This is a genomic window from Silicimonas algicola, assembly GCF_003148765.1.
GTDB lineage: Bacteria > Pseudomonadota > Alphaproteobacteria > Rhodobacterales > Rhodobacteraceae > Silicimonas > Silicimonas algicola.
On sequence record NZ_QGGV01000001.1, the window covers coordinates 704883 to 730822 of the forward strand.

The window sequence follows — 25940 nt, forward strand, 5'->3', positions numbered from 1 at the left end:
AACCGAAACGAAAGTCAAACGAAAAGAATTCTCTGGAAACGAAACGGCTGTCTCCGTATAGGGGACAGAAGACATGGCCCGGGAGGAGAGGCCGCATGGACCTGAACGAGAGGCAGGAATCGATCCTGGACCTTTTGCGGAGCGAGGGCCGCGTCGAGGTCGAGGGCCTTTCGATGCGCTTCGACGTGACCAGCCAGACCATCCGCAAGGACCTGGCGGAACTCTGCGACCGCGGTCTCGCGGCGCGCACGCATGGCGGCGCGCGCAGGCTCGAGACGGTGGCCAACCGCGAATATCACGAACGCCGGATGCTCCAGGGTCCGCAGAAGGAGGCGATTGGCGCGCTTGCCGCTTCGCTGATCCCCGACCATTGTTCAGTCTCTCTGAATATCGGCACCACTACCGAACAGGTGGCACGCGCGCTGTCTGGGCATTCCGGCCTCGTCGTGATCTCGAACAACATCAACATCATCACGCAACTTCTTCCCGCGCGCATGAAAGAGCTGATCCTCGTCGGCGGAGCGGTGCGCCCGGCCGACGGCGCCATCGTGGGCGAGGACGCGGTCGAGTTCATCTCCCGCTACAAGGTCGACTACGCGGTCATCGGCGCCTCGGCGCTGGACCCGGATGGTGCGATCCTCGACTACGATGCGCGCGAAGTGTCGGTGGCGCGCGCGATCCTGCGCAACTCGCGGCAGAGGATCTGCGTGTGCGACGGATCGAAATTCGACCAGTCCGCGCCGGTCCGGATTTGCGATGTCGGCGATCTCGACTACTTCGTGACCGACGCCGATCCGCCTCTGGCCTTTCTTGAGGCGGCGCGGCGTTCGAACACAGAGGTCCTCACCTTGGAAAACAGACATGGACTCAAGTCCGCCTGACCGGGACGTCCGGGACGTCTTCATCATCGGCGGCGGCATCAACGGGTGCGGAATCGCACGGGACGCGGCGGGACGCGGCCTGTCGGTCACGCTGGCCGAGATGAACGACCTCGCGTCGGCGACGTCATCGGCGTCGACGAAGCTGTTCCACGGCGGGCTGCGCTATCTGGAATACTTCGAGTTCCGCCTCGTGCGCGAGGCTCTGGAGGAACGCGAGGTGCTGCTCCGCGCGATGCCTCACATCTCGTGGCCGATGCGATTCGTGCTGCCTTACCGAAAAGGCATGACCTTCGAGAGCGAGGCGCCGCTGTCCCGCCTTCTGGCCCTGACGATGCCTTGGCTGAAGGGGCGGCGTCCCGCCTGGCTGATCCGCACCGGCCTGATGATGTACGACCGCCTGGGAGGTCGCGAGATCCTGCCCGCCACGCGGACGCTCGACCTCGAGGGCACGCCCGAGGGCGCGGCGCTGGACCCGGCATTCCACAAGGCGTTCGAGTACTCCGACTGCTGGGTCCAGGACTCACGCCTCGTGGTCCTGAACGCGCGCGATTCCGCGGCACGCGGCGCACGCATCCTGACGCGGACGAAGGTCGTGCGGGCCGAGAGGGGCGCGGACCACTGGACCGTCACGACCGCGGGACCGGAGGGAGAAGAGACCCACCGCGCCCGGCTTCTGGTCAACGCGGGCGGGCCCTGGGTCGGCGACGTCATCCACCGCACGCTCGGCATCAACTCGCGCCAGAACGTCCGGCTGGTGCGCGGCAGCCATATCGTGACGCGGAGGCTCTACCCGCACGACAAGTGCTACATCTTTCAGGGCAGGGATGGGCGGGTGATCTTCACGATCCCCTACGAGGACGATTTCACCCTGATCGGGACGACCGACGTCGAGCATGCGGACCCCTGGAAGAAGCCCGAGGCGACCCCGGACGAGGTGCAGTACCTCTGCGATTTCGCTTCGCAGTATCTCAGGCAGTCCGTCACGCCCGAGGACGTCGTTCACACCTATTCCGGGGTGCGTCCGCTTTACGACGACGGCGCGAAGTCTGCGACGGCGGCCACTCGGGAATACGTCCTCGACCTGAACCACGAGGACGGCGCGCCGCTTCTGAACGTCTTCGGCGGAAAGATCACCACGTATCGCAAGCTGGCCGAGGCGGCGATGGATCGGATGGGGCGCGTCTTCGGCGGTCTGCCTGGCGACTGGACGGCGGGCGTCACGCTGCCCGGGGGCGACTTCCCTGTGGACGGTGCCGAAGCGCTCATGGCCGACCTTCGCCGGGAGTATCCCTTCCTCGACGAGGCCTGGGCGCGGCGGATGGTCCGGCACTATGGCACCGACACGCGGCACATCTTCGGCAAGGCCCGGACAGGGGACGAGCTCGGCGAAGCCTTCGGCGCCGGCATCACCGCGCGCGAACTCGACTGGGCCATGCGCAAGGAATGGGTCCGGACAGCCGAGGACTTCCTCTGGCGGCGGACAAGGCTGGGCCTGAGAGTGACGCCCGACCAGACACGCCGGATCGACGATTATCTCGCGAGGTCTGAGGTGACCGCCGAAGCCGTTCATTGACGCTGCGGGATTGAGCATTCCGACGTCGCGCGACAGGGTGGTGCGGGACAAGAAGGAAGGTCCGGCATGAGCCAGAAGCGGAAGACGATCATCACCTGCGCCGTCACCGGCGCGATCCACACGCCGACGATGTCCGAGTACCTGCCGCTGACGCAGGACGACATCGCGCGCCAGGCGATCGAGGCGGCCGAGGCGGGTGCGTCGATCCTGCACCTGCACACGCGTCATCCCGAGGACTTCCGGCCTTCGGTCGATCCAGAGCATTACGCGCCGATCCTCCAGCGGGTGAAGCAGTCGACGAATGCGGTGGTTAACCTCACCACGGGCGGCGCGCCCACCATGCAGATCAGCGAACGCATCGAGGCCGCGCTGGCGTTCAGCCCCGAGATGTGCTCGCTCAACATGGGGTCGATGAATTTCGCCTTTCACGGCCTGGCCGGGCGCTATGACAGTTTCCGCTATGACTGGGAGAAGCCTTACATCGAAGGCTCGGAAGGCAACATCTTCCGAAACACGCTGAAGGACATCCGCGAGGCCGCGACGCGCCTTGCGCCTCACAACGTGAAGTTCGAACACGAATGCTATGACGTGGGCCATCTTTACACGCTGCGCCACTGCCTCGACGAAGGGCTCTTCAAGGCGCCGATCTTCATCCAGTTCGTGATGGGCGTCCTCGGCGGGATCGGCGCGGATGTCGAGAACCTCGTCTTCCTGAAGAAGACCGCCGACAAGCTTTTCGGCGATCAATACCGCTGGTCGGTGCTGGGGGCGGGGGCGGCGCAGATGCCGCTGGCGGCGACGGCAAGCCAGATGGGCGGCAACGTCCGCGTCGGGCTCGAGGATTCGCTCTATATCTCGCGCGGCAAGCTCGCAGTGTCGAACGCCGAGCAGGTCGCCAAGATCCGGCGCATCATCGAGGACCTGGGCTGCGAGGTCGCGACGCCGGACGAGGCGCGGGAGATTCTGCATCTCAAGGGCGGCGACAGGGTAAACTTCTGAACGTGTGCCTTCCTTTGCCGGCCCGGCCTTGACCCCGGCGGGTCCAGGCATAGTGTCGATGCCCTGAAACACGAGGGACATGTCATGGATCTTCTAGCCCGCGCCACCGCCGTCGTTGGCGGCACGATGGTCCTTCTGAGGCGGATGAACGCGCCCAAGGAGCCGGCGGTGGGCACGACGCCCGCCATTCCCAACGCGAAGAAGCAGGGCATCATGACCCTGAAGATGCCGACCGGGAAGGGCTGGTCCGAGGGCCAGACGCCGAAGGCGGCGCCCGGGCTGAAGGTCAACGCCTTCGCCCGCGACCTGAAGCACCCGCGCTGGATCGAGGTCCTGCCGAACGGCGACGTCCTTGTCGCTGAGGCGCTGCAGGAGGCGGGCCCACCGAAGAACCTCCTCGACCGTGCGGCACAGGCGACCATGCGGCGCGCCCGCGCGCTGGGGCACAGTGCCAACCGCATCACGCTCTGGCGCGACGAGGACGGCGACGGGGTGGCCGAGCGGCGCGAGGTCTTCGTCGAGAACCAGCGCCAGCCCTTCGGCATGGCGCTGGCCGGGAGCACTTTTTACGTCGGCAACACCGACGGCATCGTGGCCTTCGACTATGAGGACGGCGCCACGAGCCTGAAGGGCGAGGGCCGGAGGCTGGTCGAGTTCAAGCCTGGCGGGCACTGGACGCGCAGCCTTCTCCTGTCGCCGGACGGCACGAAGCTTTACGCGGGCGTCGGCTCGCTCACCAACATCGCCGACGAGGGGATGGAGACCGAGGAGGGCCGCGCCGCGATCTGGGAAATGGACATCGCGTCGGAAAAGGCGCGCGTCTTAGCCTCGGGTTTGCGCAACCCGGTGGGCCTGGCCTTCGAGCCGACGACGGGTGCGCTCTGGACCGTGGTCAACGAGCGTGACGGTCTGGGCGACGAGACGCCGCCGGACTACCTTACGTCCGTGAAGGAAGGTGGCTTCTACGGCTGGCCCTACTGCTATTGGGGGCAGATCGTCGACGACCGGGTGCCTCAGGACGCGAGCCTCGTCGCCCGCGCGATCCGGCCGGATTATGCGCTGGGCGGGCACACGGCGTCCCTGGGGCTCTGCTGGGTGCCGGAGGGCACGCTGCCCGGCTTCCCCGCCGGCATGGCCATCGGTCAGCACGGGTCGTGGAACCGCTCGACGCTGTCCGGCTACAAGCTGATCTTCGTCCCGTTCGAGGGCGGACGCCCCTCGGGCTCGCCGCGCGACATCCTGACGGGGTTTCTCGCGGACGACGAAAGCGTGTCCTACGGCCGTCCGGTGGGGGTCGCTGTTGGGCCGGACGGGAAGTCGCTGCTCATGGCCGACGACGTGGGCGACGTGATCTGGCGGGTGACGGGGGCGTGAGGTGGGTCAGGCGGTCGCGCTCCATTAAGAGGGCGCTCAGCCTGGAGCGTGACAGTCCGCTGTGCGGACGAAGCTGACTTTAACCACGATACAGTCATCATGGTGCCACTTGGACCAACCAAATTACTTCAAGGATCGTAGAACAGCTTTGGCAGAATAGATGCAACTTCCCATCGTCAACATGAATGTGTGTCGCTGTGGAGGATGGAATGCTTTTCGCTTCGTTACCGCGCTTTTCCTAATCGCTTACCCTGCTATCGCTTCGGCGAATGAAATCGAGGCGCCGGCCTTCGCGAACCCCGCAGAGGCTTTTCTGAGCGACAAGACGCTCCGCATCGTGTCAGACAGATATGGATCTGGCATTGTCTACGCCAACGGCGACAGGACTGCGTCTCTCTGGTTCCCAGGTCAACTGCAAGTTTCCAGAGGCACATGGAGCACACAAGGAAACGCTGTACTCCTGAGACCTGGGTCCGAAGGCGGCGAGTTATCGACACGTTTACTAAGTGTGTGTTTTCACTTTCCAGAGCGGCGGCGCAGCACCGTGGGCGGAACGTACTTCAAGGTACGCGAATGCCTTCGCTTCGACGAACTGGATTCGATTGTTGCTGAGTTTGCCGAAGGTGACATATTGAATCTGTCCAGCGGACAAGCGCCATGCACACTCTGCCAATCTGAAAGCACGTTGGATCAGTTGATGCAGAAAGTGTCCGGCTGACTGGACGCAGTTGGAAGTGCCAACTTGGGCTCCAAGCCGACCTTCGCTATCGCGCCGGCCTTGCCGGCCCCTTTGACGACCGCGGCACCCGAGGACCTCTCTAGGGCGCCATTCCGCCGTCTCGCGCGGGCGCAACGCCCCGGAGGGCGAGCACCACGTTCGCCAGGCTCTTGCTCGTTCTTCGTGACAGTGGTGAGCCGTACTGGATTCGAACCAGTGACCCACTGATTAAAAGTCAGTTGCTCTACCAACTGAGCTAACGGCCCACTCGAGCGCCGGACCTAATGCGGCCTCTCCGGGGCGTCAAGGCCAAAACCGACCATCCGCTTGACCCTCTCCGCCGCCACGGGCACGGTGGGGGAACCGAAGCCGAAGGTTCCCCCATGATGCGCCGATTTCTCGTTGCCGGACTGGCCGTTCTGACCGTCTCTGCCTGCGCTCCGACCGGCGGCATGATGGTCTCGGACAAGGCGCGCGCGCTAGGGGGCAATCTCTTTGTCGAGACCACGGGCGACGGGCAGGCGCAGTTCCTCGTTCTCGACGGCGAGATCACGCCCGAGACGGCTGCCGTCTTCGAGCGCGTCACGATCGATGCCGAGGTCGACGGGCTGGTCATCGCGCAGTCGCCGGGGGGCAGCCTTCTGGCCTCGCACCAGATCGGCCGCACGATCAAGGCCGACCGGATGAACACGATCATCCTCGTCAACTGCATCTCGGCCTGCGTCGATGTCTTCGTCGCGGGCAAGTCGCGCGAGATGACGGAAATCGCGGAACTTGGCCTGCACGCGGCGACCGATACGAACATCTCCTACGAGATCGACCGCCGGTACTGGCTCGAGATGGGGTTCCCGGAGCTGAACGAGGCTGCCTACCGGGTGCCGAACGACCGGCTCTGGATCATCGACGCGGTGCAGGCAAAGCGGATGGGCGTCGCCACCAACATCCTCAGCGCGCGGCGCTAGGCTTCCCACAGACCGACGAACCCTCTATATCGCGCGCCATGACCGCTCGCCCCGACACCGGCCGGCCCTTCATGAAGATGCATGGGCTTGGCAACGACTTCGTCGTGATCGACCTCCGCGAGGGCGGAGCGCCGGTGACCGAGGACGTGGCGCGCGCGCTTGGCGACCGTCACCGGGGCGTGGGCTTCGACCAGCTCGCGGTGATGCATTCCGACCCCGAGGCGGCGGTGCGGCTGGTGTTCTACAACGCCGACGGCTCGCTTTCGGCCGCCTGCGGAAACGCCACGCGGTGCATCGCGCGGCACCTGATGGACGAGACGGGGCAGGGCGCCCTGAGGATCCGCACCGAGCGCGGGCTTCTGGCCTGCGAGGACGCGGGCCACGGCATGACACGGGTCAACATGGGGCAGCCAGACACCGAGTGGCGCGCGGTTCCGCTGTCTCGCGAGGTCGACACGCTGCACCTGCCGATCGAGGGCGATCCGGTGGCGACCGGCATGGGCAATCCGCATTGCACCTTCTTCGTCGAGGATGCCGAGGCGGTGGACCTCGCCCGGCGGGGCCCGGTACTCGAGAACCACCTCCTGTTCCCCGAGCGCACAAACGTGCAGTTCGCCTCGGTCACGGGACGCGACCGCCTGCGGATGCGGGTCTGGGAGCGGGGCACGGGCATCACTCTCGCCTCCGGCTCGTCCTCCTGCGCGGTGGCCGTCGCGGCGGCGCGGCGGGGGCTGACGGGGCGAACCGTCACGCTCGATCTCGACGGTGGGCGGATAGAGATCGACTGGCGGGACGACGGGGTCTGGATGACAGGGCCGACCGCGCATGTGTTCGACGGCGTGTGGAGAGGCTGATGGACCGCAAGGTGCCCACCTTCGCGACGCTCGGCTGCCGCCTGAACGCCTACGAGACCGAAGCCATGCGCGAGATGGCCGACGCGGCGGGGCTGTCGGATGCGGTCATCGTCAACACCTGCGCGGTTACCGCCGAGGCGGTGCGGAAGTCGCAGAAGGAGGTCCGGCGGCTGAAGCGCGAGAACCCGACCGCGCGCGTCATCGTCACCGGATGCGCGGCGCAGACCGAACCGGCACGTTTCTCCACGATGCCCGAAGTGGACCTCGTGATCGGCAACACCGAGAAGATGCGGCCCGACACCTGGGCGCGCGCAGTGATCGGGGACACCGAGCCGGTGCTCGTCGACGACATCATGTCGGTGACCGAGACGGCGGGCCATCTGATAGACGGCTTCGGCCGCCACCGCGCCTATGTTCAGGTGCAGAACGGCTGCGATCATCGCTGCACCTTCTGCATCATTCCCTTCGGTCGTGGCAATTCTCGCTCGGTGCCGGCGGGCGTCGTCGTGGACCAGATCAAACGCCTCCGCGACCGGGGCTTCAATGAGGTCGTGCTGACCGGCGTCGATCTCACGTCCTGGGGTGCGGACCTGCCGGGTACGCCGAGGCTCGGCGACCTCGTGCGGCGCATCCTGCGTCTTGTCCCGGACCTGCCGCGTCTTCGGATCTCGTCCATCGATTCGATCGAGGCGGATCCGGTGCTGATGGAGTGCATCGCCGTCGAACCACGTTTGATGCCGCACCTGCACCTGTCTCTCCAGGCGGGCGACGACATGATCCTGAAGCGCATGAAGCGCCGTCACCTGCGCGACGACGCCATCGCCTTTTGCGAGGAGGCGCGCAGGCTACGGCCCGAGATGACCTTCGGGGCCGACATCATCGCGGGCTTTCCGACCGAGACCGAGGCGATGTTCCGGAACTCGCTCGCCCTCGTCGAGGACTGCGGGCTGACCTGGCTGCACGTCTTCCCCTATTCGCCGCGCCCCGGCACGCCGGCGGCGCGCATGCCGCAAGTCGGCGGCCCCGCCATCAAGGAGCGTGCCGGCCGTTTGCGCGCCGCGGGGGACGCCGCCGCGCGCCGCCATCTGGACGCGCTTTCGGGTCGCAAGCTGACCGTCCTGACCGAGGGGCCGCGTCTTGCCCGGACCGAGACCTTCGCCGAGGTGACCTTCGACGTGGACCAGCCGGAGGGCGCGCTTCTCAACGTGCGGCTGGGCGATCACGACGGATCGCGTCTGACGGCCTTTGCCTGATGCACCCGAATCCGGCCTTCAGGAATGAGAGCCGAGACCGTCACCTCGGCTTCGCGCGCAGCCGGCCCTTCGGCACGCTGGCCGTGAATGCCGATCCTGCTCCGCTTCTGTCCCATGTTCCGTTTCTGCTGACCGAGGACGGAACCAGCGCCGACCTGCACCTTGTCCGCTCGAACCCGATCGCGCGCGCAGGCGACGCGCCCGCCGTCATCGCGGTCACGGGTCCCGACGCCTATGTCTCGCCCGACTGGTACGGCATCGCGGACCAGGTGCCGACGTGGAACTACGTCGCCGTTCACCTGCGCGGACGGCTGGAGCGACTGCCGGACGACGCAATGCGCGACATGCTCGATCGCCAGTCCGCGGCCTACGAGGCGCGTCTGTTGCCGAAGCCGGTCTGGATGCCCGACAAGATGGCGGCGGAGGCGATGGAGAAGCTGCTGCGCGCGATCGTCCCTTTCAGGTTGCACGTCGATCAGGTCGACGGCACCTGGAAGCTGGGTCAAAACAAGACGGACGAGGTGCGACTTGCCGCCGCGTCGCATGTGGCGGACGGTTTCGGTTCGGAGCCGGAGGCGCTGGCGCGGCTGATGGAACGGCCCCTGGGCGACGCCCCCGGGTCATGACGCGAAATCAGGTTTGCAGCCGCCTCTCGCATCCCGCAGTCTCCTGCACGACCGGACCGGAGGATCCCCGATGAAACTCTACACCAATCCCGCCTCGCCCTTCTGCCGCAAGGTCGAGGCGATCCTGATCGAAACCGGGCTCGACGCCCGCGTCGACCGCGAGCTGTCGAAGGGAAACCCCGTGACCCCCGGCACCATGCCGGTCGGCACGAATCCTCTCGGAAAGATCCCGGCGCTGGTCGGTGCGAAAGGCGAAGCGGTCTTCGACAGCCGCGTCATCTGCCGCTACCTCGACGCCCTCGCGGGAGCCAATCTCTATCCCGAGCATCGCCTCTGGCAGGTGCTGACCCTGGAAGCGCTGGGCGATGGCATCAGCGACGCCGGCGTCTCGATGTCCTACGAGGTGCGCGCGCGGCCCGAGGAAAAGCAGTTCGCCGCCTGGATGGATGCACAGTGGACCAAGATCGCGCGCGCGCTCGACGTCGTCGAGGAAAGTTGGATCGACTGGCTGGATGGCCCTCCGACGGTGGCGCATTTCGCGCTTGGCTCGGCACTGGGATATCTCGACTTCCGTCACGGCGCGCGGGGCTGGCGGACGGGTCGCCCTAAGCTTGCGGACTGGCAGGCGTCCTTCGACGAACGGCCGTCGATGGCGGCGACGCGCCCGCGCGACGCGGCCTAGAAGCGGTAGCTAAGTCCGACGTTGATCGCGGTAGAGGTCATGTCGGTCTTCAGAGAGCCTCCCGACGATAGATCCAGGTCATAGCGCGCGTGGCTGAGGTGAAGCTCTGCGAAGGCGGACGTGCGCGCGTCGAGCTTGTAGCTCGCCCCGGCAGTCGCTGCGGCGGCGAACCCCGTGGCGTCTGGCCGCTCGATTTCTCCGGTTGCGAAAGTCACCCTCGCGTCGGGCATGGCGATGCCCAGGCCGAGGCCGATGTAGGGCTTGAGGCGTCCGTTGGCGTTCCAGCGGTGCAGCGCATCGGCGGTGAGCGTCAACGTGCCGTCGAACGAGACATCCGAGACCCCTGCGACTGGCGTGGCGGTCGCGACGGCGGTCGAGCGTGTGAGGGTAAGTGCCAGTCCGTTCCGGGCGTCGACCCAATAGATCGCCCGAACGCCGAGATAGTCCATGCCGTCAAGCGACCCCATGTCCCAATCGGTCGAAAAGAAGAAGGCGCCGACGCCCCCGGGACCTTTGCCCGAGACGGAGGACGATCCGCTGTTCTGGACGCCGGTGAATACGCTGGCTTCCCAGGGCCCGGCCGACACGGGATGGGCGAGAAGCGTCGCCACGACGGCGATCAGGGAAGGCGCGTTCATGCCCCGGTAACCTCCCGGAACATCGAAAGGTTCCGTGCGACACCCGGAAGTCGCTGCTTTGATTTGAAAATGTGGCGCTGTGATCACGCGGGACGCCGGTCCGGAGACCGGGCTCTCACTTGCCGCCGACTGCGGCGGAACAGGCGTTCGAAGCCCAGGCCGAAGACAAGCCCCGCGATGACCTGGATCGCGTCATGGTGGTCATCCTCGATCCGGCCCGCTCCCGTCAGGGCCGCCACGCCCGCAGCCACCGTCCGTGCGACGGGCGCGGCGCTGAGACAGGTCGCCACCAGCCGCGACGCCCCGTAGGCCGCCGACGCCGAATGACTGGAGGGAAAGCCGCGGCCGAACCCGTTCGGCCGTCGCCCGAGGTCCATGTCCGCGGTCACGGACTTGACGCCGCGAACTGTGCCGAGGGTCGCGGCATAGCCCAGAAGGTAGCCGCCGCCGTTTCCCGAGGCGACGGCGCAGGCAAGACCGGCCAGGGGAAGCACGGCGCTCGCCGCGTCGACGCGGGCCTCGCGCGGGAAGGGGGCCGCGACCAGCAGGACGGCGGTCGCAAGTGCTGCGGCGGTCAGCGTCGGCGCGACCGATGCGGGGCGGCGGCGCCTGTCCTGCGGGCCCTCCTCGGTCGATTCAGATGCGACCTGCTCCATGACTGTGCCTCGCGGGCTCGACTGCTCGGACCTCTTGGAGCCGCCGGACGTGAAGCTCGTGCAACCGTCTCGCGAAATTTGCGTGTCGGTCCGGCGAGGTGCGGTCGAATGTCCGCTGGACGCCTTGCGCGTGCGGCGCTATCAACCCGCCCAACCGGCCGGGTGCGTCCCGGCCCGTCGTCTTGGGATCGACTCCCGAAAGAACTGAGGAGACGCTCGTGTCGCACGCAGAAGACCATGAAGGCACTCGCCGGGATTTCCTTTACTACGCCACCGGCGGGGCCGGGGCGGTCGCCGTCGGCGCTGCGGTCTGGCCGCTGGTGAACCAGATGAATCCTTCGGCCGACGTGCAGGCGTTGGCGTCGGTCCGGGTCGATGTCTCGGGGATCGAGGAAGGGACGCAGCTGACCGCCAAATGGCTCGGCAAACCCGTGTTCATCCGCCGCCGCACGGCGGAAGAGATCGAGGCGGCGAGAGGCGTCGACGTCTCGACGCTGCCTGACCCTTTTGCGCGCAACGCGAACATCCCGGACGGCTCGCCCGCGATCGACGCGAACCGGGCGCTGGAAGAAACGGGCGAATGGCTGGTCCAGATGGGCGTCTGCACGCACCTGGGCTGCGTTCCCCTGGGCGAGGCCGGCGACTTCGGCGGCTGGTTCTGCCCCTGCCACGGTTCGCACTACGATACCGCAGGACGCATCCGCAAAGGACCCGCGCCCGAGAATCTTCCCGTTCCTCCTGCCGTTTTCGACGGCACGGAACTGGTGCTGGGCTGAGGGGGACACGACCATGGCTGGCATTCCGCACGACCACTACGAACCGAAGACCTCAAGCGAGAGCTGGCTTTACCGCCGCCTGCCGATCGTGGGGCTTCTCTACGACACGCTGATGATCCCCACGCCCAAGAACCTGAACTGGATGTGGATCTGGGGCATCGTCCTGACCTTCTGCCTTCTTCTGCAGATCGGAACCGGCATCGTGCTGGCGATGCACTACACGCCGCATGTCGACATGGCCTTCGCGTCGATCGAGCACATCATGCGGAACGTGAACGCCGGCCACATGATCCGCTACGCGCACATGAACGGCGCCTCGCTGTTCTTCTTCGCGGTCTATCTCCATATCTTCCGCGGCCTCTACTACGGCTCCTACAAGGAGCCGCGCGAGGTGACCTGGATCATCGGTATCCTGATCTTCGTCCTGATGATGGGCACCGCCTTCATGGGTTACGTCCTGCCCTGGGGCCAGATGTCCTTCTGGGGCGCGACCGTCATCACCGGCCTCTTCGGGGCGATCCCGCTGGTGGGCGAGCCGATCCAGACCCTGCTTCTTGGCGGACCGGCGGTCGACAACGCGACGCTGAACCGCTTCTTCTCGCTGCACTACCTTTTGCCCTTCGTCATCGCGGCGCTGGTCGCCGTCCACATCTGGGCCTTCCACACCACTGGCAACAACAACCCGACCGGGGTCGAGGTTCGCCGCGACTCGAAGGAAGTGGCGGAAAAGGACACCGTGCCGTTTTGGCCGTACTACGTGCTGAAGGACCTCTTCGCGCTGGCGATCATCCTTGCGATCTTCTTCGCCGTCGTGGGCTTCATGCCGAACTACCTCGGCCACCCCGACAACTACATCGAGGCGAACCCGCTCGCGACGCCCGCGCACATCGTGCCCGAATGGTACTTCCTGCCGTTCTACGCGATCCTGCGCGCCTTCACGGCGGACGTGTGGGTCGTGATCATCGCGGACTTCGTGACCGGCGGTATCGTCGACGCAAAGCTCTTCGGCGTCCTCGCCATGTTCGGCGCGATCGTGGTCATGGCGCTGGCGCCCTGGCTCGACACCTCGTCCGTGCGCTCGGGCCGCTATCGCCCGATGTTCAAGTGGTGGTTCTGGCTTTTGGTGGTCGACTTCGTCGTCCTGATGTGGTGCGGCGCGCAGCCGGCCGAGCCGCCGTATTCGACCATCGCGCTGATCGCGTCGACCTACTGGTTCGCCTACTTCCTCGTCATTCTCCCGCTTCTCGGCGTGATGGAGAAGCCCCTGCCGCGGCCGGCCACCATCGAGGCCGACTTCGACGCCCACTACTCCGAGACCGGCGGCACACACACCGCCGTGAACCCCGCGGAATGAAAGGACCAAGACCCATGATCCGCAAGATCACCCTTTCCGCGATCGCCGCTCTCGGGCTGGCGGCAGTTCCCGCTCTCGCCGCCGAAACCGGCGAGGGACACATTGAGGATCACGCCTTCTCGTTCGAAGGCCCCTTCGGCACCTACGAGACCTTCGAGCTTCAGCGTGGCCTGCAGATCTACACCGAGGTCTGCGCCGGCTGTCACGGACTTCGCTACGTCCCGATCCGCACGCTCGGAGACGAGGGCGGTCCTCACCTGCCCGAGGATCAGGTTCGCGCCTATGCGGCCTTCTACGAGGTCGAGGACGCCGAGACGGGCGAATTCCGCACGGCGGAACCGAACGACCACTTCCCCATGTCGGCGCTCGAGAACGCACCCGACCTCAGCCTCATGGCAAAGGCGCGCGCAGCGTTTCACGGGCCCTACGGCACCGGCATCAGCCAGTTCTTCCGCGGCATCGGCGGACCGGAATACATCCGTGCCATTCTCACCAGCTATACCGGCGAGGAGCGCGAGCAGGCAGGTACGATCTTCTACGAGAACACCGCCTTCCCTGGTGGCTGGATCGCCATGCCGCCGCCCTTGATCGAGGAGGGCGTGACCTACGAGGACGGCACCACGGCATCGGTGGAACAGCAGGCCGAGGACGTCGCCGCCTTCCTGATGTGGGCCGCCGAGCCGAAGCTGAACGCACGGAAGGAGACGGGCTTCGTCGCCGTCCTGTTCCTGATCCTGCTCGGCGTGCTTCTGTACCTGACAAACAAGCGCATCTGGATGCCCATCAAGAAGAAGGGCATTCACCCGGCCGAATAATCCGCCGGCCAGAGTTATCAGAAGGCGCCGGGCGAGGGATCGCGCGGCGCCTTTTTCGTTTTCCAGGGGTCAGACTGCGAGGCCTGTCAGTTCCATCACCCGGCGGCGGTCACTGGCAAAGCGTTCGGCTGCCGTGTCATGGCCGGTGAAGGCCACTTTTGGCGCTGGCCGTCGCAGGACGAGATCGGCGATGCGGCTTCGCACCGCGGGCGGCAGGCGGCGGCGAACGGCCTCCCTGACGCCCGGCACTTTCTTCGCGAGCCGACCGGCAACGCTGAGGCCGTGGGCGGCATGGGTTTCATCCGTCTGCTGGGGTTCCAGAAGCGGCGCTTCATCGAGGTCAAGGAAATGCGCCAGCCGGGTCAGAACCTCTGGCGCGCGAAGGGTCAGATCCTCGAACCTCAGGAACAGGAACCTCTCGGGCGGAAACTCGGCGAGGTAGCGCTCGATCTGGTCGGCGTATCGTCCCACCAGCTCGAGCATCGGGTCGGCGTCCAGGACGTCGGGCAGCGAAAGCGGTCCGTCCGGAGCGCGTTCGCCCCGATGGATGTGACGCCAGGCCGACATCGCGCGCTCGACCGGATCGCGCATGACATAGACGAGGCGCGCGTGCGGCGCGACCTCGCGGATGCGCTGCGGGACGGGAGCGGTCAGGCCCGGCGCGTCGCCGTCCGACAGACGATGCGCCGGGCGGAGGAAGGTATAGGTCGTCGAGGCATCGACCTTGAGCCGCGCACCGGGGTCTCGGAACGTCCGGCGATAGGCGTCGAAGCCCTTCTGGTAGTGCAGGCTGAAAAACTGGGGTTCTTTCGGGTCGGACAGGCAGACCTCCGGGCTGCGGCCCAGGCGCGAGGCAAGGAATGTGGTGCCCGACTTCTGGGCCCCGATCAGATACACGTCGGCAGCGAACATGGTCCCGGTTCCCCCTCGTGGCCATTCGCCTGTGAGGATGCGCCTGCCGCGTAACGCGAGGGTTTCGCTTTGATGACAGGAGGGTGACGCTTGCCGTGGAGGGCTGCGGGCTATTCTATGAGCCGGGGGAGGGCCACCATGACCGAGCCGACATTCACCATGGGGATCGAGGAGGAATACCTTCTGGTCGACCGGGACACGCTCGACCTCGCCGAGGCGACGCCCGAGTTGATGGAGGATTGCCGCGCCGCCCTCGGCGACCAGGTATCGCCCGAATTCCTGCGTTGCCAAGTCGAGATCGGCACCGTCGTGTGCCAGACGATCGCCGAGGCGCGCGAGGATCTGAAGCGCCTTCGCTCAACCGTGGCCGAGACCGCCGGCCGTCACGGCCTCGTGCCGCTTGCCGCATCGTGCCATCCGACCGCCGACTACAAGACGCAGGCGCATACCGACAAGGACCGCTACAACGCGCTCAGCCATGACCTTGCCGGGGTGGCACGTCGCCTGCTGATTTCCGGGATGCACGTCCACATCGGGATCGAGGACGACGACCTGCGGATCGACCTGATGAATCAGGCGACCTATTTCCTGCCGCACCTCCTTGCGCTGTCCTGCTCCTCGCCATTCTGGCAAGGCGAGGACACCGGTCTGGCCAGCTATCGGCTGACCGTCTTCGACAACCTGCCCCGGACCGGGCTGCCGCCGCGACTCGAAAGCCACGGCAGCTATCGCCGCGCGGTCGAGGCCATCGTGCGGACCGGCGCCATCGAGGACGCGACGAAGGTCTGGTGGGACATGCGTCCGTCGGACCGGTTCCCCACTCTGGAAAGCCGCATCTGCGACATGAGTCCGCGCATGGAACACGCGCTGTCCATCGCGGCGCTCACGCAATGCCTGATGCGGATGCTTTGGCGGCTGAAGGTGAAGAACCAGCGCTGGCGGATCTACGACCAGTTTCTTGTAGGCGAGAACCGCTGGCGCGCGCAGCGCTATGGCATGACGGAGGGGCTGATCGACTTCGGCCGGGGCGAGGTCGTGCCTTTCGCCGATCTGCTGGAAGAGATGATCGAGCTTCTCTCCGAGGATGCCGAAGCCCTGTCTTGCCTCGCCGAGATCGAAGGCGCGCGCGATATCCTTCTGGGTGGCAACAGCGCCGACCGCCAGAGAGAGATCCACGAGCGTGAGCTTGGGCTGACAGGGTCGCGTCCGAGAGCGATGCACGCCGTCCTGTCGTCGCTTGTCGCCGAGTTCACGCAGGATCTTTGACGGCTCAGGCGGCCTTCTGGTCGGTCAGGATCGTCTCGCTGTGTGCATGGCATTCCCAGCCCTCGCTGCCGCGAATCCATGTCGAGCTGTCGGCAGCGGTGAATTCCCGGTCCGTGCCGTCCATGGATACGGTCTGAGTGACCTTGTAGACGATGATTGCGACGTCGGGCGACGGTGTCACGACCGAAACGTCAGAGAATTCATAGGACTTAAGCTCCCACGATCCCTCTTCCGTCATGGAACCCATCTTGTCCTTCTCGATCGACATCACGCCATTGGCGCCAGTCACGAGGCTGGTCTTACCTGACAAGCTGGCGGTCGTCTTGCCGTCTTTCCGCTTGATCGCATCCCAATAGGATTTCTCCAGACCAACGATCTCGTCCTCGATGGGTTTCTGCTCGGTCATCGTATCTCTCCTTGCGGTGCTTCAGGAAAAACACGGTCGGCGAAGCGATAGTTCCGGAACTCTGACCGGCGACAGCCACCGTCCGCTCATATGCAACAGGCCCCCGAAGCGATCCGGGGGCCTGTTGGTTTTCGCTGGAGAAGGATCACGCCGGTTCGAGCATGCCCTTCTGCTTCGCAAGGTCCTGCATCTTCTGCTGCAGCTTCTCGAAGGCGCGCACCTCGATCTGGCGGATGCGCTCGCGGCTTACACCGTATTGGCCCGACAGCTCCTCGAGCGTCACGGGGCTGTCCATCAGCCGGCGCTGCGTCAGGATGTCCTGCTCGCGCTCGTTGAGGACGGTCATCGCCTCGGCCATCAGTTCGCGCCGGATTTCCAACTCGTCCCGCTCGGCATAGTCCGAGGCCTGGTCGGCATCCTCGTCTTCCAGCCAGTCCTGCCATTGCGCCGCGCCGTCGCCGTCGGCCGAGATGGTGGCATTCAGCGATGCATCGCCGCCCGACATGCGGCGGTTCATCGAGATGACTTCCTCGTGCGTGACGTTCAGGTCGTTCGCGATCCGCTCGACATGCTCGGGGCGGAGGTCACCCTCTTCGAGTGCCCCGATCCGGGCCTTGGCCTTGCGCAGGTTGAAGAACAGTTTCTTCTGCGCCGAGGTCGTGCCCAGCTTCACGAGGCTCCAGGACCGCAGGATGTATTCCTGGATCGAGGCGCGGATCCACCACATCGCGTAGGTCGCGAGGCGGAAGCCCTTTTCGGGGTCGAAGCGCTTCACGGCCTGCATCAGGCCCACGTTCGCCTCCGAGATCACCTCGGCCTGCGGCAGGCCATAGCCGCGATACCCCATTGCGATCTTTGCAGCGAGACGCAGGTGCGAGGTCACAAGTTGATGCGCGGCCTCGGTGTCCTGGTCTTCGACCCACCGTTTCGCGAGCATGTATTCCTGTTCCGGCTCAAGCATCGGAAACTTCCGGATCTCCTGGAGATACCGGTTGAGGCCTCCCTCGGGAGAAGGCGCGGGAAGTGTGCTGTAATTTGCCATGTCGTCCGTTCCCTGTCCGCACCCATGTTAGGGCGCTTAACATAAATAGTGAACTGATCTGTTCAGTTCAAGGGGTGAAGACTGCAAGAGGTCGGCCTCTCCGTTCGAGGGACAGCATGTAGCGCCAAGGCAGGGCAGACCACCGAATCCGTCCGGGCTCACGCAGTTGTGCGGATTTTGCGTCGAGTGTTTCAGTCGCCGCGAGTGCCGCGCAAGGCGGCGAGAAGCGTGAAAAGGTCTTCAGGTAGGGGGCTTTCGAACCTTACGGCCTCGCCAGTCAAAGGGTGGACGAAGCCGAGCGACGCAGCATGCAGAGCTTGCCGCCGGAAAGCTTGCGCTTCCGCCGCACCGGGGGCGTCCTGGGGCAGCTTCCGTCGTCCGCCATAGGTCGGGTCGCCGATCAGTGCATGTCCGGCGTGCGCCATGTGGACCCTGATCTGGTGCGTCCGCCCTGTCTCGAGGCGGCACTCGACGAAGGCGGCGTGGCTGCCGAAGGCTTCGCGCAGAGAGACGCGCGTGATGGCGTGCCGTCCGCCATCGAACAGAACAGCCTGCCGCTGGCGGTCCGTCTTGTGGCGCGCGAGCTGCGTCGTGATCTTCAGGACGCCGCCCGCTTCGAAGGACACGCCCCGCACACCGGCAAGCCTCGGATCGCCGGGACTGGGGACACCGTGACAAAGCGCGAGGTAGCTTCGCTCGACGGTGTGTGCCGCGAATTGGCGGGCGAGGCCGTGGTGCGCGGCGTCGGACTTCGCGACCACCAGCAGGCCCGAGGTGTCCTTGTCGATCCGGTGAACGATGCCCGGCCGCTTCTCGCCGCCGACGCCTGAAAGGTCGCCTCCGAAATGGTGCAGGAGCGCGTTCACCAGCGTGCCCGAGAGCGATCCGGGCGCAGGGTGGACGACGAGACCCGCGGGCTTGTCGATGACGATGAGGTCGGCGTCCTCGTAGACGATGCTTAGCGGAAGGTCTTCCGCCACCATCTCGGTCTCGGTCGCTTCCTCAACGAGGATCTCGTAAGTCTCGCCTTCCGCGACCTTCGCCTTGATGTCGGTGACGGTCGCACCGTCTTTCTTCACGGCTCCGTCGGCCATCAGGCGCGCGAGCCGCGAGCGCGACAGGTGCGCCTCCTCTGGCACATCGCGGGCCAGCGCCTTATCAAGTCGCGGCGGAGGATCCGCCGCGATGGTGACGAGGACGATGCGGGAAGAAGGCGACGACATCGGCGGGGCAGGGTCTCCAGGGGAAGGAACGGTGAGGTTCCTCAAGGGGCTGGTGACGGTCCTGACCCTCACCATGATCCTGGGCGTTCTAACCATCGTCGCGCTGTTTGTCATGCGGTTCGCGGATGCGACGCGCGTCGATGTTCCTTCGAACGTGGTGCTGCCCGAGGGTGCGACCGCCACGGCCTTCACGCAGGGCGAGGGCTGGTTTGCCGTCGTGACGGATGGGGGCGAGATTCTGATCTACGACCGCGTCACCGGAGCGCTCAGGCAGAGGGTCGAGGTCGAGACGGACTAGAGCGGGACGCGGCCGGTGGTCAGGGCGTGGACCCAGTCGTCGGCACCCTTTTTCTCGGCCAGCGTGACCATCGGTGTCGTGTCGTAGGGGACGGCGATCAGGGTGGCGCTCCAGGTGTCGCCGGTCCGCTCAACGACGGCATAGCGCGCGTCGGGCGCGCCGGTCTCCATTCTGAAGGGCGGGTCGAGGCGGGTATCGGCGTAGGCGGGGCATCCGACCGAACCGGGGTTCACGCAAAGCCGTCCGTCCCACAGCCGCACGACGCGCGGGACGTGGGTGTGGGCGGACAGGAAAAGCGACTGCGGCAGACCCGCAACCTTGACGGCGATCTCCTCTGCGGGGCGCAGGACGAGACCCGTTCCGTCGCGCTCGTCCAGCCAGTTCGTCTCGTCGCTTTCCGGCGTGCCGTGACACAGGAGAGCGCCGTCCACCTCGAGGACGGGCGGAAGGTCTCGGACCCAGTCCAGGTGGCTTTGGTCGAGATCCTCGATGCACCAGCGCTCCCAAAGCCCCATCCGGTCGGCGGAGCGGTCGACGAGCTGGCGGTCGTGGTTGCCGCGCACGGTGGGCAGGTCCAGCGCGATCAGCCGGTCTGCCGTGCCCCGGGCGTCGAGCGGACCGGACAGGCAGTCGCCGAGGTTCACGGTCCGCGACACGCCGCGCCGCGCGATGTCGGCGAGCACAGCATCGAGCGCCGAGAGATTGCCGTGGATGTCCGCGATGACCGCAAGCGCCATCCCCGATGTCTGACGCGGAACGATGCCTCCCGCAAGCTTGCCCGGACGTGCCCGTCGGTTATACCGGGAGAAACAGGGAGGAGCGCCAATGCGGATCGAAGGTGCGGGCGCGGTCGTGACGGGCGGGGCCTCGGGCCTTGGGGCCGCGACAGCGAAGCGTCTGGCGAAGGCGGGGGCAACGGTCACGCTTTTCGACCTGAACGCCGAGATGGGTGAGGAGCTGGCCGAGAGGATCGGCGGCCGCTTCGTGCGTGTGGACGTCACCGACGAGGCGCAGGTCGAGGCGAGTCTGGACGCGGCGGAAGCATTCTCCGGCGAGCAGCGCATCCTCGTCTCCTGTGCCGGCATCGGGCCACCCGCCAAGGTGATCTCGCGCGAAGGCAAGGCGCTTCCGTTGGCCGAGTTCTCGAAGATCGTGAACGTGAACCTCCTCGGCACCTTCAACGTGCTGTCCAAGTTCGCGGCTCGTCTTCACGACGCCGATCCTGTGGGCGAGGAGCGGGGCGTGATCGTCGCCACCGCATCTGTCGCCGCCTATGACGGCCAGATCGGACAGCCGGCCTACGCCGCCTCCAAGGCTGGCATCGCAGGTATGACGCTGCCGCTGGCGCGAGAGTTCGCACGCTACGGCATCCGCATGATGACCATCGCGCCGGGCTTGTTCCTGACGCCCCTTCTCGCCTCTCTGCCCGAGGAGGCGCAGACGTCGCTCGCCGCGCAGGTGCCCTTTCCGTCGCGGTTGGGAGAACCCGACGAATTCGCGCAACTGGTCGAGGCCATCGTCACGAACCCGATGCTGAACGGCGAAGTCATCCGACTGGACGGAGCGATCCGCATGGCGCCGAAGTGACCGAGGCCGAAACCATTGCCGAGCGGGTCGAGAGCTTTGTCCGCGGCATCGTTGTCCCCTTCGAACGCGATCCCCGGCGGGATCACCACGGGGCGCCCGCGCCAGAGCTGACCGAGGACCTGCGCGCGCTCGCCCGCGAGCATGGCGTGATGACGCCTCACATTCGCGCGGACGGAAGTCATCTGTCGCACCGCGATACCGCCACGGTTCTGATCGCCTCGGGGCTGTCGCCGCTCGGGCCTCTGGCCGTCAACACGGCCTCGCCCGACGAAGGAAACATGTTCCTTCTGGGCGCCATCGGCAGCGCCGACATCAAGGCGCGGTTCCTGGCGCCGATGCTCGAGGGCCGCGTGCGCTCGGCCTTCTTCATGACCGAACCCTCCGCCGAGGGCGGTGCAGGGTCCGACCCGTCGATGATGAAGACTACCTGCCGGAAGGACGGCAACCACTGGGTGATCGAGGGGCGCAAGCGTTGGATCACGCAGGCCGCGCAGGCAGGCATCGGCATCGTCATGGCGAAGGCCGACGAGGGCGCCTGCATGTTCGTCATCGATCTGCCCGATCCGGCCGTGCGAATCGAAAGCGTGCCGAACACGATCGATAATTCCCTGCCCGGGGGACACTGCACAGTGGCGCTGGACGGCCTTCGCGTGCCAGCGGACCAGATGCTGGGGGCGCCGGGCGAGGGCTTTCGCTATGCGCAGGTCCGCCTTGCACCCGCGCGGCTGACGCATTGCATGAGATGGCTTGGCGCCTGCCTGCGGGCACAGGAGATTGCGACCGACTACGTCTGCCGGCGCGAGGCCTTCGGCAAGCGCCTGATCGACCACGAGGGCGTGGGCTTCATGCTGGCCGACAACATGATCGACCTGCGCCAGTGCGGACTGATGATCGACTGGTGCGCAGATGCGCTCGACCGGGGCGACGCGGCCATTGTCGAAAGCTCGATGACGAAGGTGGCGGTCAGCGAAGCGCTGATGCGGGTCGCCGACCGCTGCGTGCAGGTCATGGGCGCGACGGGCGTCTCTGACGAAACGGTCGTGGAACAGATCTTCCGCGAGGTCCGGGCCTTCCGCATCTATGATGGTCCCTCCGAGGTCCACCGCTGGTCGCTGGCGAAGAAGATCCGCCGCGACTGGGACAAGGCAAACGCCTAGGGCAAGGCAGAGGCCCAGACAGCGACGGCGCCGGCGATCCGAGCGGCATAGTCGGCGTGGGTGGCGCCCGTCTCGCGTTTGCGAGGCTTGAGGTCGTGGTCGCCATCTTCCATCCAGCGGACTTCGATAGCGGGGGACAGCGCATAGGTGTCGACCTCGTCCCGGCTGCCGAAGGGGTCGCGCGTGCCCTGGAAGATGAGCGTGGGCGTCACCATCGTCTCGAGATGCCCCGTTCGCAGTCGGTCGGGCTTTCCCGGCGGATGGAACGGATAGCCGAGGCAGACGAGGCCCGCCATCCCGCCAGAGGCTGACAGGTCGTTCGCGGCCATGCTTGCGACACGCCCACCCATGGATTTGCCGCCGATAAGGAGCTTGCCGGAAGCGTTGACCGCGTCGACGGCCTTCAGAACCTCGGGGATCAGCGTCTCGGCCCTGGGCGGCGGCTTGCGGCCGCCCGACCGTCGCGCGGCCATGTAGCCGAACTCGAAGCGCGCGACACGGAGCTCGGCAGCGGCGAAGGCATTGGCGAAAAGCGTCATGGCGGGGCTGTCCATCGCCGCGCCGGCGCCATGGGCGAAAAGCAGTGTAATGGGAGCCGTCTCGGGGCCGTCGCAGAGAAGTTCCATCGGTCTCGCCCAAGGGAGCTGTGCAACCGCGCCACTCCCGAACGTCGTCGGACGGCCGCCGGTTTGCGTTTCTTCATCCGATGTTATATGTTTTTTGCAATCAGAATAAAGACATATGGCAGGTAACTCGATGCTCCAACACCTCAGGCACGCCTGGGACGGATTTGTCCGTCCCATGCTGCGGCGACCGCCGCGGCTTCAGGTGGCCGCGTTGTGCTGGCGCACGGGCGATGCCGGGCGCGAAGTCCTGCTTGTGACCAGCCGCGGCACGGGGCGGTGGATCCTGCCCAAGGGCTGGCCGATCCCGGGCAAGGACGCGTCCGGCTCGGCGCTTCAGGAGGCGTGGGAGGAAGCCGGCGTCTCGGACGGCGACGCGCGGGATGAGGCGATCGGCCGGTACACCTATACCAAGACCTATGACGAAGGCTGGGGCGTCCCGGTCGAAACGCTGGTCTTCCCGGTCGAGGTGCGAAGCCTGGCCACATCCTTTCCCGAAGCGCACCAGCGCAGCCGCAGGTGGGTCAGCCCGGAAGAGGCCGCGAACCTGGTGCAGGAGCCCGAGTTGAAGTCGATCCTTCTCGCGCTCTGATCCCGCGCCGGTTGATCCGGCTTGCGTTCCCGACTAGTCATGGCCCCTACCTTTCGAGCGGGGTTAGACGATGGAAAGCAGGGACTTCGAGGCACGCCACCTCGAGACGCTGGACCGCGACCTGGGCCGGTTCTCGAACCTCGAGGTCGCGACGGCCTATGTCGCACGGCCCATGGTCGGAACCGGGGTCGCCCTGATCTTCGTGATCGTTGCCGGTCTCGCCGCCGCCCTTTTCTTCGGTCAGACGTCGAACACGCTGGTGGTCGTCGTGGCCGCCGTGTTCGGAGCCTACATGGCGCTGAACATCGGGGCGAACGACGTCGCCAACAACATGGGTCCGGCCGTGGGCGCGAACGCGCTGACCATGGGCGGCGCCATCGCCATCGCGGCGATCTTCGAAAGCGCCGGCGCGCTCCTCGCCGGGGGCGACGTCGTGTCGACCATCGCCAAGGGCATCATCGCGCCGGAAAGCATGGGGTCGCCCCAGGTCTTCGTCTGGGCGATGATGTCCGCACTTCTATCCTCGGCCCTCTGGGTCAACCTCGCGACCTGGGTCGGTGCGCCCGTATCGACGACGCACTCCGTCGTCGGCGGCGTCATGGGCGCGGGCATCGCTGCCGCGGGCTTCGGTGCGGTCAGTTGGGGCACCATGGGCGCCATCGCGGCGAGTTGGGTCGTCTCGCCGGTCCTCGGCGGCGCCGTGGCGGCGGGATTCCTGTGGTTCATCAAGTCGCGCATCGTCTACCGCGACGACAAGATCGCGGCGGCGCGGGTCTGGGTGCCGGTGCTGGTCGGCATCATGGCGGGAACCTTCGCGGCGTATCTGGCGCTGAAGGGCCTGAAGTCGCTCATCGACCTCTCGCTATCGGCGGCCTTGCTGATCGGCGTTGCTGTGGGCGTAGCCTTCTGGCTTGGCATGATCCCCGTGACCCGACGCCAGGCGCGGGGGCTCGAGAACCGCAACCGCTCGCTGAAGGTCCTGTTCGGCATCCCTCTTATCGTGTCCGCCGCCCTGCTGTCCTTCGCACACGGAGCAAACGACGTGGCCAACGCGGTCGGGCCTCTGGCGGCCATCGTGCAGGCCTCGGGCACGGGAGACTTCACCCACGCCGTCACGATCCCCGTCTGGGTGATGATCATCGGCGCCTTCGGCATCTCGTTCGGGCTGTTCCTCTTCGGGCCCAAGCTGATCCGCATGGTGGGAAGCCAGATCACCAAGCTGAACCCGGTCCGCGCCTATTGCGTCGTGTTGTCGGCGGCAATCACCGTCATCCTTGCAAGCTGGCTGGGGTTGCCCGTCAGTTCGACCCACATCGCGGTCGGAGCGGTCTTCGGTGTCGGTTTCTTCCGCGAGTGGCATTCCGAAAGGCGCATGCGCAAGATGCGCGTCGCCATGCCCGACCGCGCCGAGATCGCGCCCGAGGAACGGCGCCGCCGCAAGCTGGTGCGGCGCTCGCACTTCCTGACCATCATCGCCGCCTGGATCATCACGGTGCCGGCGGCGGCCATCCTGTCGGCTGTGATCTTCCATGGGATCGGCATCATCGCCGGGTAATCGGAGAGGGGAGGATGGTACCGCCTCCCTGGCTTGAACAGGGGACCTCTGGATCCACATTCCAGCGCTCTAACCAACTGAGCTAAGGCGGCACGACAGCTTCCCTAGCGCCCGTCGCCTTCGATTGCAAGACGCGAGATCAGCTTAGGTCGAGCTCCCATTCCTGTTCGACCACCGGTACGCCGAACGAGGTTTTCGGCTCGGAGCGGACCAGTGCAAAGCCGTTCCGGGCATAGAGCGCGCAGGCCGCACGGTGGCTTTCATGCGTCCAGAGGCGAAGTGCGTGATTCCCATTGTTGCGGGCGAAGGCCACGCATTCATCAAGCAGCCGCTGCCCCAGGCCCAGGCCCCGTGCGCGGGGCTCGAGAAGGAAGAGCCTCAGCTTCGCCACGCCGGGTTCGCCGGACCGGACGCAGAAGATCGAGCCCAATCGGCTGCCCTCATGCTCGGCGATCCAGGCGCGTTCCACCTGGGCGTCTCGGGTCCGGATATAGGTGGCGAGGATCTCGGCCACCAGCGCCTCGAAGGTGGCGTCGAAGCCCTCGTCGCGGGCGTAGAGTTCGCCGTGGCGCTGGACCAGCCAACCCGCGTCCCCGATGGCCAGGTCGCGCAGAGAGACATCCGCCGGGTCGATGCCCGCGAGCGAGCGATCCACGGCGGCGATGGCGGCGGCTACTTCCCCGGCCTCGGCGCCGCCGAGCCTGCGGGCGACTTCGGCGCGCGAGCGTTCCTTGAGTGGCTCGAAGGCGGCGCGGCCGGCGTCCAGCGGCACGATCACGCGGCGGCGGGCGTCGTCGCGCGGGGTCTGCTTGCGGACCCAGCCTCGCCGCACGAAACGGTCGACGAGGCGGCTGAGATACCCTTCGTCGAGATCCAGCCGGGTCGCGAGGTCGCGTAGGCTGACCGGACCGTCCTCGCAGAGCTCATAAAGGACGCGCACCTGGGTGACGGTCATGTCGGAGGAAAGGTAGTCGCGTTCGAGAAGCCCCATCCTTGCGGTGTAGCTTCGGTTGAAGGCGCGAATCCGGTCTATGGCGTCGAGTGTCATGGCTCGACGATGATCAGAACGCTTGACTGAGTCAAGCGAATGGCGCTTGCCGGGCGTTCGGCCTCGCGCT

The 25940-nt window shown here is 66.2% G+C and carries 28 protein-coding genes and 2 tRNA genes; 19 read left to right on the forward strand and 11 right to left on the reverse strand.

The features are described 5' to 3' along the window. The first annotated feature begins 95 nt into the window (after window positions 1–95). From C8D95_RS03565 to C8D95_RS21675, 5 genes are all read left to right on the forward strand, one after another. The gene (locus C8D95_RS03565) at window positions 96–881 is read left to right on the forward strand and encodes a DeoR/GlpR family DNA-binding transcription regulator (RefSeq protein ID WP_109757736.1); all 786 of its coding nucleotides are present in this window, start codon (window positions 96–98) and stop codon (window positions 879–881) included. Beyond that, entirely contained in the window at window positions 862–2454 is a 1593-nt protein-coding gene (glpD, locus tag C8D95_RS03570; RefSeq protein ID WP_109757737.1) for a glycerol-3-phosphate dehydrogenase, read from the forward strand. The genes C8D95_RS03565 and glpD overlap by 20 nt, the downstream gene beginning before the upstream one ends. Window positions 2455–2520: 66 nt before the next feature. Further along, window positions 2521–3453, forward strand: coding sequence for a 3,5-dioxohexanoate:acetyl-CoA acetone transferase (gene kce, locus C8D95_RS03575; protein ID WP_109757738.1), 933 nt, complete (start codon window positions 2521–2523; stop codon window positions 3451–3453). Window positions 3454–3537: 84 nt separating this feature from the next. Beyond that, window positions 3538–4827, forward strand: a complete 1290-nt coding sequence (locus C8D95_RS03580) for a PQQ-dependent sugar dehydrogenase (RefSeq protein WP_109757739.1) — start codon at window positions 3538–3540, stop codon at window positions 4825–4827. Between the two features lie 160 nt (window positions 4828–4987). Beyond that, window positions 4988–5545 carry a hypothetical protein gene (locus tag C8D95_RS21675; protein ID WP_126918496.1) on the forward strand — a complete coding sequence of 186 codons (558 nt, stop codon included), beginning with the start codon at window positions 4988–4990 and terminating at the stop codon, window positions 5543–5545. A gap of 190 nt (window positions 5546–5735) precedes the next feature. Here C8D95_RS21675 and C8D95_RS03585 read toward each other — a convergent pair. Then, a tRNA-Lys gene (locus C8D95_RS03585) sits at window positions 5736–5811 on the reverse strand. A 117-nt stretch (window positions 5812–5928) separates the two neighbouring features. Here C8D95_RS03585 and C8D95_RS03590 point away from each other — a divergent pair. The 5 genes from C8D95_RS03590 (at window position 5929) to C8D95_RS03610 (ending at window position 9922) form a co-directional block, all read left to right on the forward strand. Then, complete coding sequence (locus C8D95_RS03590; RefSeq protein WP_126918497.1) at window positions 5929–6507, forward strand: COG3904 family protein; 579 nt, start codon at window positions 5929–5931, stop codon at window positions 6505–6507. Between the two features lie 38 nt (window positions 6508–6545). Next, on the forward strand, window positions 6546–7361 hold the full coding sequence (dapF, locus tag C8D95_RS03595) for a diaminopimelate epimerase (RefSeq protein ID WP_241239801.1): 816 nt from the start codon (window positions 6546–6548) through the stop codon (window positions 7359–7361). Beyond that, on the forward strand, window positions 7361–8614 hold the full coding sequence (gene mtaB / locus C8D95_RS03600) for a tRNA (N(6)-L-threonylcarbamoyladenosine(37)-C(2))-methylthiotransferase MtaB (RefSeq protein WP_109757741.1): 1254 nt from the start codon (window positions 7361–7363) through the stop codon (window positions 8612–8614). Before dapF ends, mtaB begins: the two co-directional genes overlap by 1 nt. Further along, window positions 8614–9240, forward strand: coding sequence for an FMN-binding negative transcriptional regulator (locus tag C8D95_RS03605; RefSeq protein ID WP_109757742.1), 627 nt, complete (start codon window positions 8614–8616; stop codon window positions 9238–9240). Before mtaB ends, C8D95_RS03605 begins: the two co-directional genes overlap by 1 nt. Before the next feature lie 70 nt (window positions 9241–9310). Continuing rightward, window positions 9311–9922: a glutathione S-transferase family protein gene (locus tag C8D95_RS03610; protein ID WP_109757743.1), complete on the forward strand. Its 612-nt coding sequence runs from the start codon at window positions 9311–9313 to the stop codon at window positions 9920–9922. Here the strand turns inward: C8D95_RS03610 and C8D95_RS03615 are convergent. Together C8D95_RS03615 and C8D95_RS03620 are read right to left on the reverse strand one after the other, a co-directional pair. Further along, the gene (locus C8D95_RS03615) at window positions 9919–10560 is read right to left on the reverse strand and encodes an outer membrane protein (protein ID WP_109757744.1); all 642 of its coding nucleotides are present in this window, start codon (window positions 10558–10560) and stop codon (window positions 9919–9921) included. The two genes, C8D95_RS03610 and C8D95_RS03615, sit on opposite strands and share 4 nt — an antisense overlap. An 83-nt stretch (window positions 10561–10643) precedes the next feature. Continuing rightward, window positions 10644–11216, reverse strand: a complete 573-nt coding sequence (locus tag C8D95_RS03620) for a phosphatase PAP2 family protein (RefSeq protein ID WP_109757745.1) — start codon at window positions 11214–11216, stop codon at window positions 10644–10646. A gap of 218 nt (window positions 11217–11434) precedes the next feature. Here C8D95_RS03620 and petA point away from each other — a divergent pair, with 218 nt between their 5' ends. Genes petA through C8D95_RS03635 form a run of 3 tightly spaced genes read left to right on the forward strand, consistent with a single transcriptional unit; the run spans window position 11435 to window position 14161 of the window. After that, complete coding sequence (gene petA / locus C8D95_RS03625; RefSeq protein ID WP_109757746.1) at window positions 11435–11992, forward strand: ubiquinol-cytochrome c reductase iron-sulfur subunit; 558 nt, start codon at window positions 11435–11437, stop codon at window positions 11990–11992. Window positions 11993–12005: 13 nt separating this feature from the next. Beyond that, on the forward strand, window positions 12006–13346 hold the full coding sequence (gene petB, locus C8D95_RS03630) for a cytochrome b (protein WP_109757747.1): 1341 nt from the start codon (window positions 12006–12008) through the stop codon (window positions 13344–13346). Between the two features lie 14 nt (window positions 13347–13360). Next, window positions 13361–14161 (forward strand): cytochrome c1, encoded by an 801-nt coding sequence (locus C8D95_RS03635; RefSeq protein WP_109757748.1) that lies wholly within the window; start codon window positions 13361–13363, stop codon window positions 14159–14161. Between the two features lie 69 nt (window positions 14162–14230). On the opposite strand, the gene C8D95_RS03640 is transcribed toward C8D95_RS03635, so the two are convergent. Continuing rightward, window positions 14231–15073: a sulfotransferase family protein gene (locus C8D95_RS03640; RefSeq protein WP_109757749.1), complete on the reverse strand. Its 843-nt coding sequence runs from the start codon at window positions 15071–15073 to the stop codon at window positions 14231–14233. 138 nt (window positions 15074–15211) lie between these two features. Here C8D95_RS03640 and C8D95_RS03645 point away from each other — a divergent pair, with 138 nt between their 5' ends. After that, window positions 15212–16339 (forward strand): carboxylate-amine ligase, encoded by a 1128-nt coding sequence (locus C8D95_RS03645; RefSeq protein WP_109757750.1) that lies wholly within the window; start codon window positions 15212–15214, stop codon window positions 16337–16339. A gap of 4 nt (window positions 16340–16343) precedes the next feature. Here the strand turns inward: C8D95_RS03645 and C8D95_RS03650 are convergent, their stop codons facing one another. From C8D95_RS03650 to C8D95_RS03660, 3 genes are all read right to left on the reverse strand, one after another. Next, entirely contained in the window at window positions 16344–16745 is a 402-nt protein-coding gene (locus tag C8D95_RS03650; protein WP_109757751.1) for a nuclear transport factor 2 family protein, read from the reverse strand. A gap of 145 nt (window positions 16746–16890) precedes the next feature. Beyond that, a complete protein-coding gene (rpoH, locus tag C8D95_RS03655) occupies window positions 16891–17787 on the reverse strand; it encodes an RNA polymerase sigma factor RpoH (RefSeq protein ID WP_109757752.1) in 897 nt (298 codons plus the stop codon). Window positions 17788–17978: 191 nt separating this feature from the next. Further along, window positions 17979–19010, reverse strand: coding sequence for an RluA family pseudouridine synthase (locus tag C8D95_RS03660; protein ID WP_109757753.1), 1032 nt, complete (start codon window positions 19008–19010; stop codon window positions 17979–17981). Window positions 19011–19041: 31 nt separating this feature from the next. On the opposite strand from C8D95_RS03660, the gene C8D95_RS03665 reads away from it, so the two are divergent. After that, window positions 19042–19308, forward strand: coding sequence for a DUF6476 family protein (locus tag C8D95_RS03665; RefSeq protein ID WP_338143051.1), 267 nt, complete (start codon window positions 19042–19044; stop codon window positions 19306–19308). On the opposite strand, the gene C8D95_RS03670 is transcribed toward C8D95_RS03665, so the two are convergent. Continuing rightward, entirely contained in the window at window positions 19305–20045 is a 741-nt protein-coding gene (locus C8D95_RS03670; protein ID WP_109757755.1) for a metallophosphoesterase family protein, read from the reverse strand. The genes C8D95_RS03665 and C8D95_RS03670 overlap by 4 nt on opposite strands. 88 nt (window positions 20046–20133) lie before the next feature. On the opposite strand from C8D95_RS03670, the gene C8D95_RS03675 reads away from it, so the two are divergent. Both C8D95_RS03675 and C8D95_RS03680 read left to right on the forward strand, forming a co-directional pair. Continuing rightward, complete coding sequence (locus C8D95_RS03675; protein WP_109757756.1) at window positions 20134–20895, forward strand: SDR family NAD(P)-dependent oxidoreductase; 762 nt, start codon at window positions 20134–20136, stop codon at window positions 20893–20895. Then, complete coding sequence (locus C8D95_RS03680; protein WP_206508426.1) at window positions 20892–22052, forward strand: acyl-CoA dehydrogenase family protein; 1161 nt, start codon at window positions 20892–20894, stop codon at window positions 22050–22052. Before C8D95_RS03675 ends, C8D95_RS03680 begins: the two co-directional genes overlap by 4 nt. Here the strand turns inward: C8D95_RS03680 and C8D95_RS03685 are convergent. Next, window positions 22049–22678 carry an alpha/beta hydrolase family protein gene (locus tag C8D95_RS03685; RefSeq protein ID WP_109757757.1) on the reverse strand — a complete coding sequence of 210 codons (630 nt, stop codon included), beginning with the start codon at window positions 22676–22678 and terminating at the stop codon, window positions 22049–22051. The two genes, C8D95_RS03680 and C8D95_RS03685, sit on opposite strands and share 4 nt — an antisense overlap. Before the next feature lie 130 nt (window positions 22679–22808). Here C8D95_RS03685 and C8D95_RS03690 point away from each other — a divergent pair, with 130 nt between their 5' ends. Together C8D95_RS03690 and C8D95_RS03695 are read left to right on the forward strand one after the other, a co-directional pair. Continuing rightward, a complete protein-coding gene (locus C8D95_RS03690) occupies window positions 22809–23267 on the forward strand; it encodes an NUDIX hydrolase (RefSeq protein WP_109757758.1) in 459 nt (152 codons plus the stop codon). Window positions 23268–23337: 70 nt separating this feature from the next. After that, window positions 23338–24822, forward strand: a complete 1485-nt coding sequence (locus C8D95_RS03695) for an inorganic phosphate transporter (protein ID WP_109757759.1) — start codon at window positions 23338–23340, stop codon at window positions 24820–24822. 15 nt (window positions 24823–24837) lie between these two features. Here C8D95_RS03695 and C8D95_RS03700 read toward each other — a convergent pair. Both C8D95_RS03700 and C8D95_RS22835 read right to left on the reverse strand, forming a co-directional pair. Next, window positions 24838–24914 (reverse strand) — tRNA-His (locus tag C8D95_RS03700). Window positions 24915–24961: 47 nt separating this feature from the next. Continuing rightward, a complete protein-coding gene (locus C8D95_RS22835; RefSeq protein ID WP_109757760.1) occupies window positions 24962–25870 on the reverse strand; it encodes a bifunctional helix-turn-helix transcriptional regulator/GNAT family N-acetyltransferase in 909 nt (302 codons plus the stop codon). Between the last annotated feature and the right edge of the window lie 70 nt (window positions 25871–25940).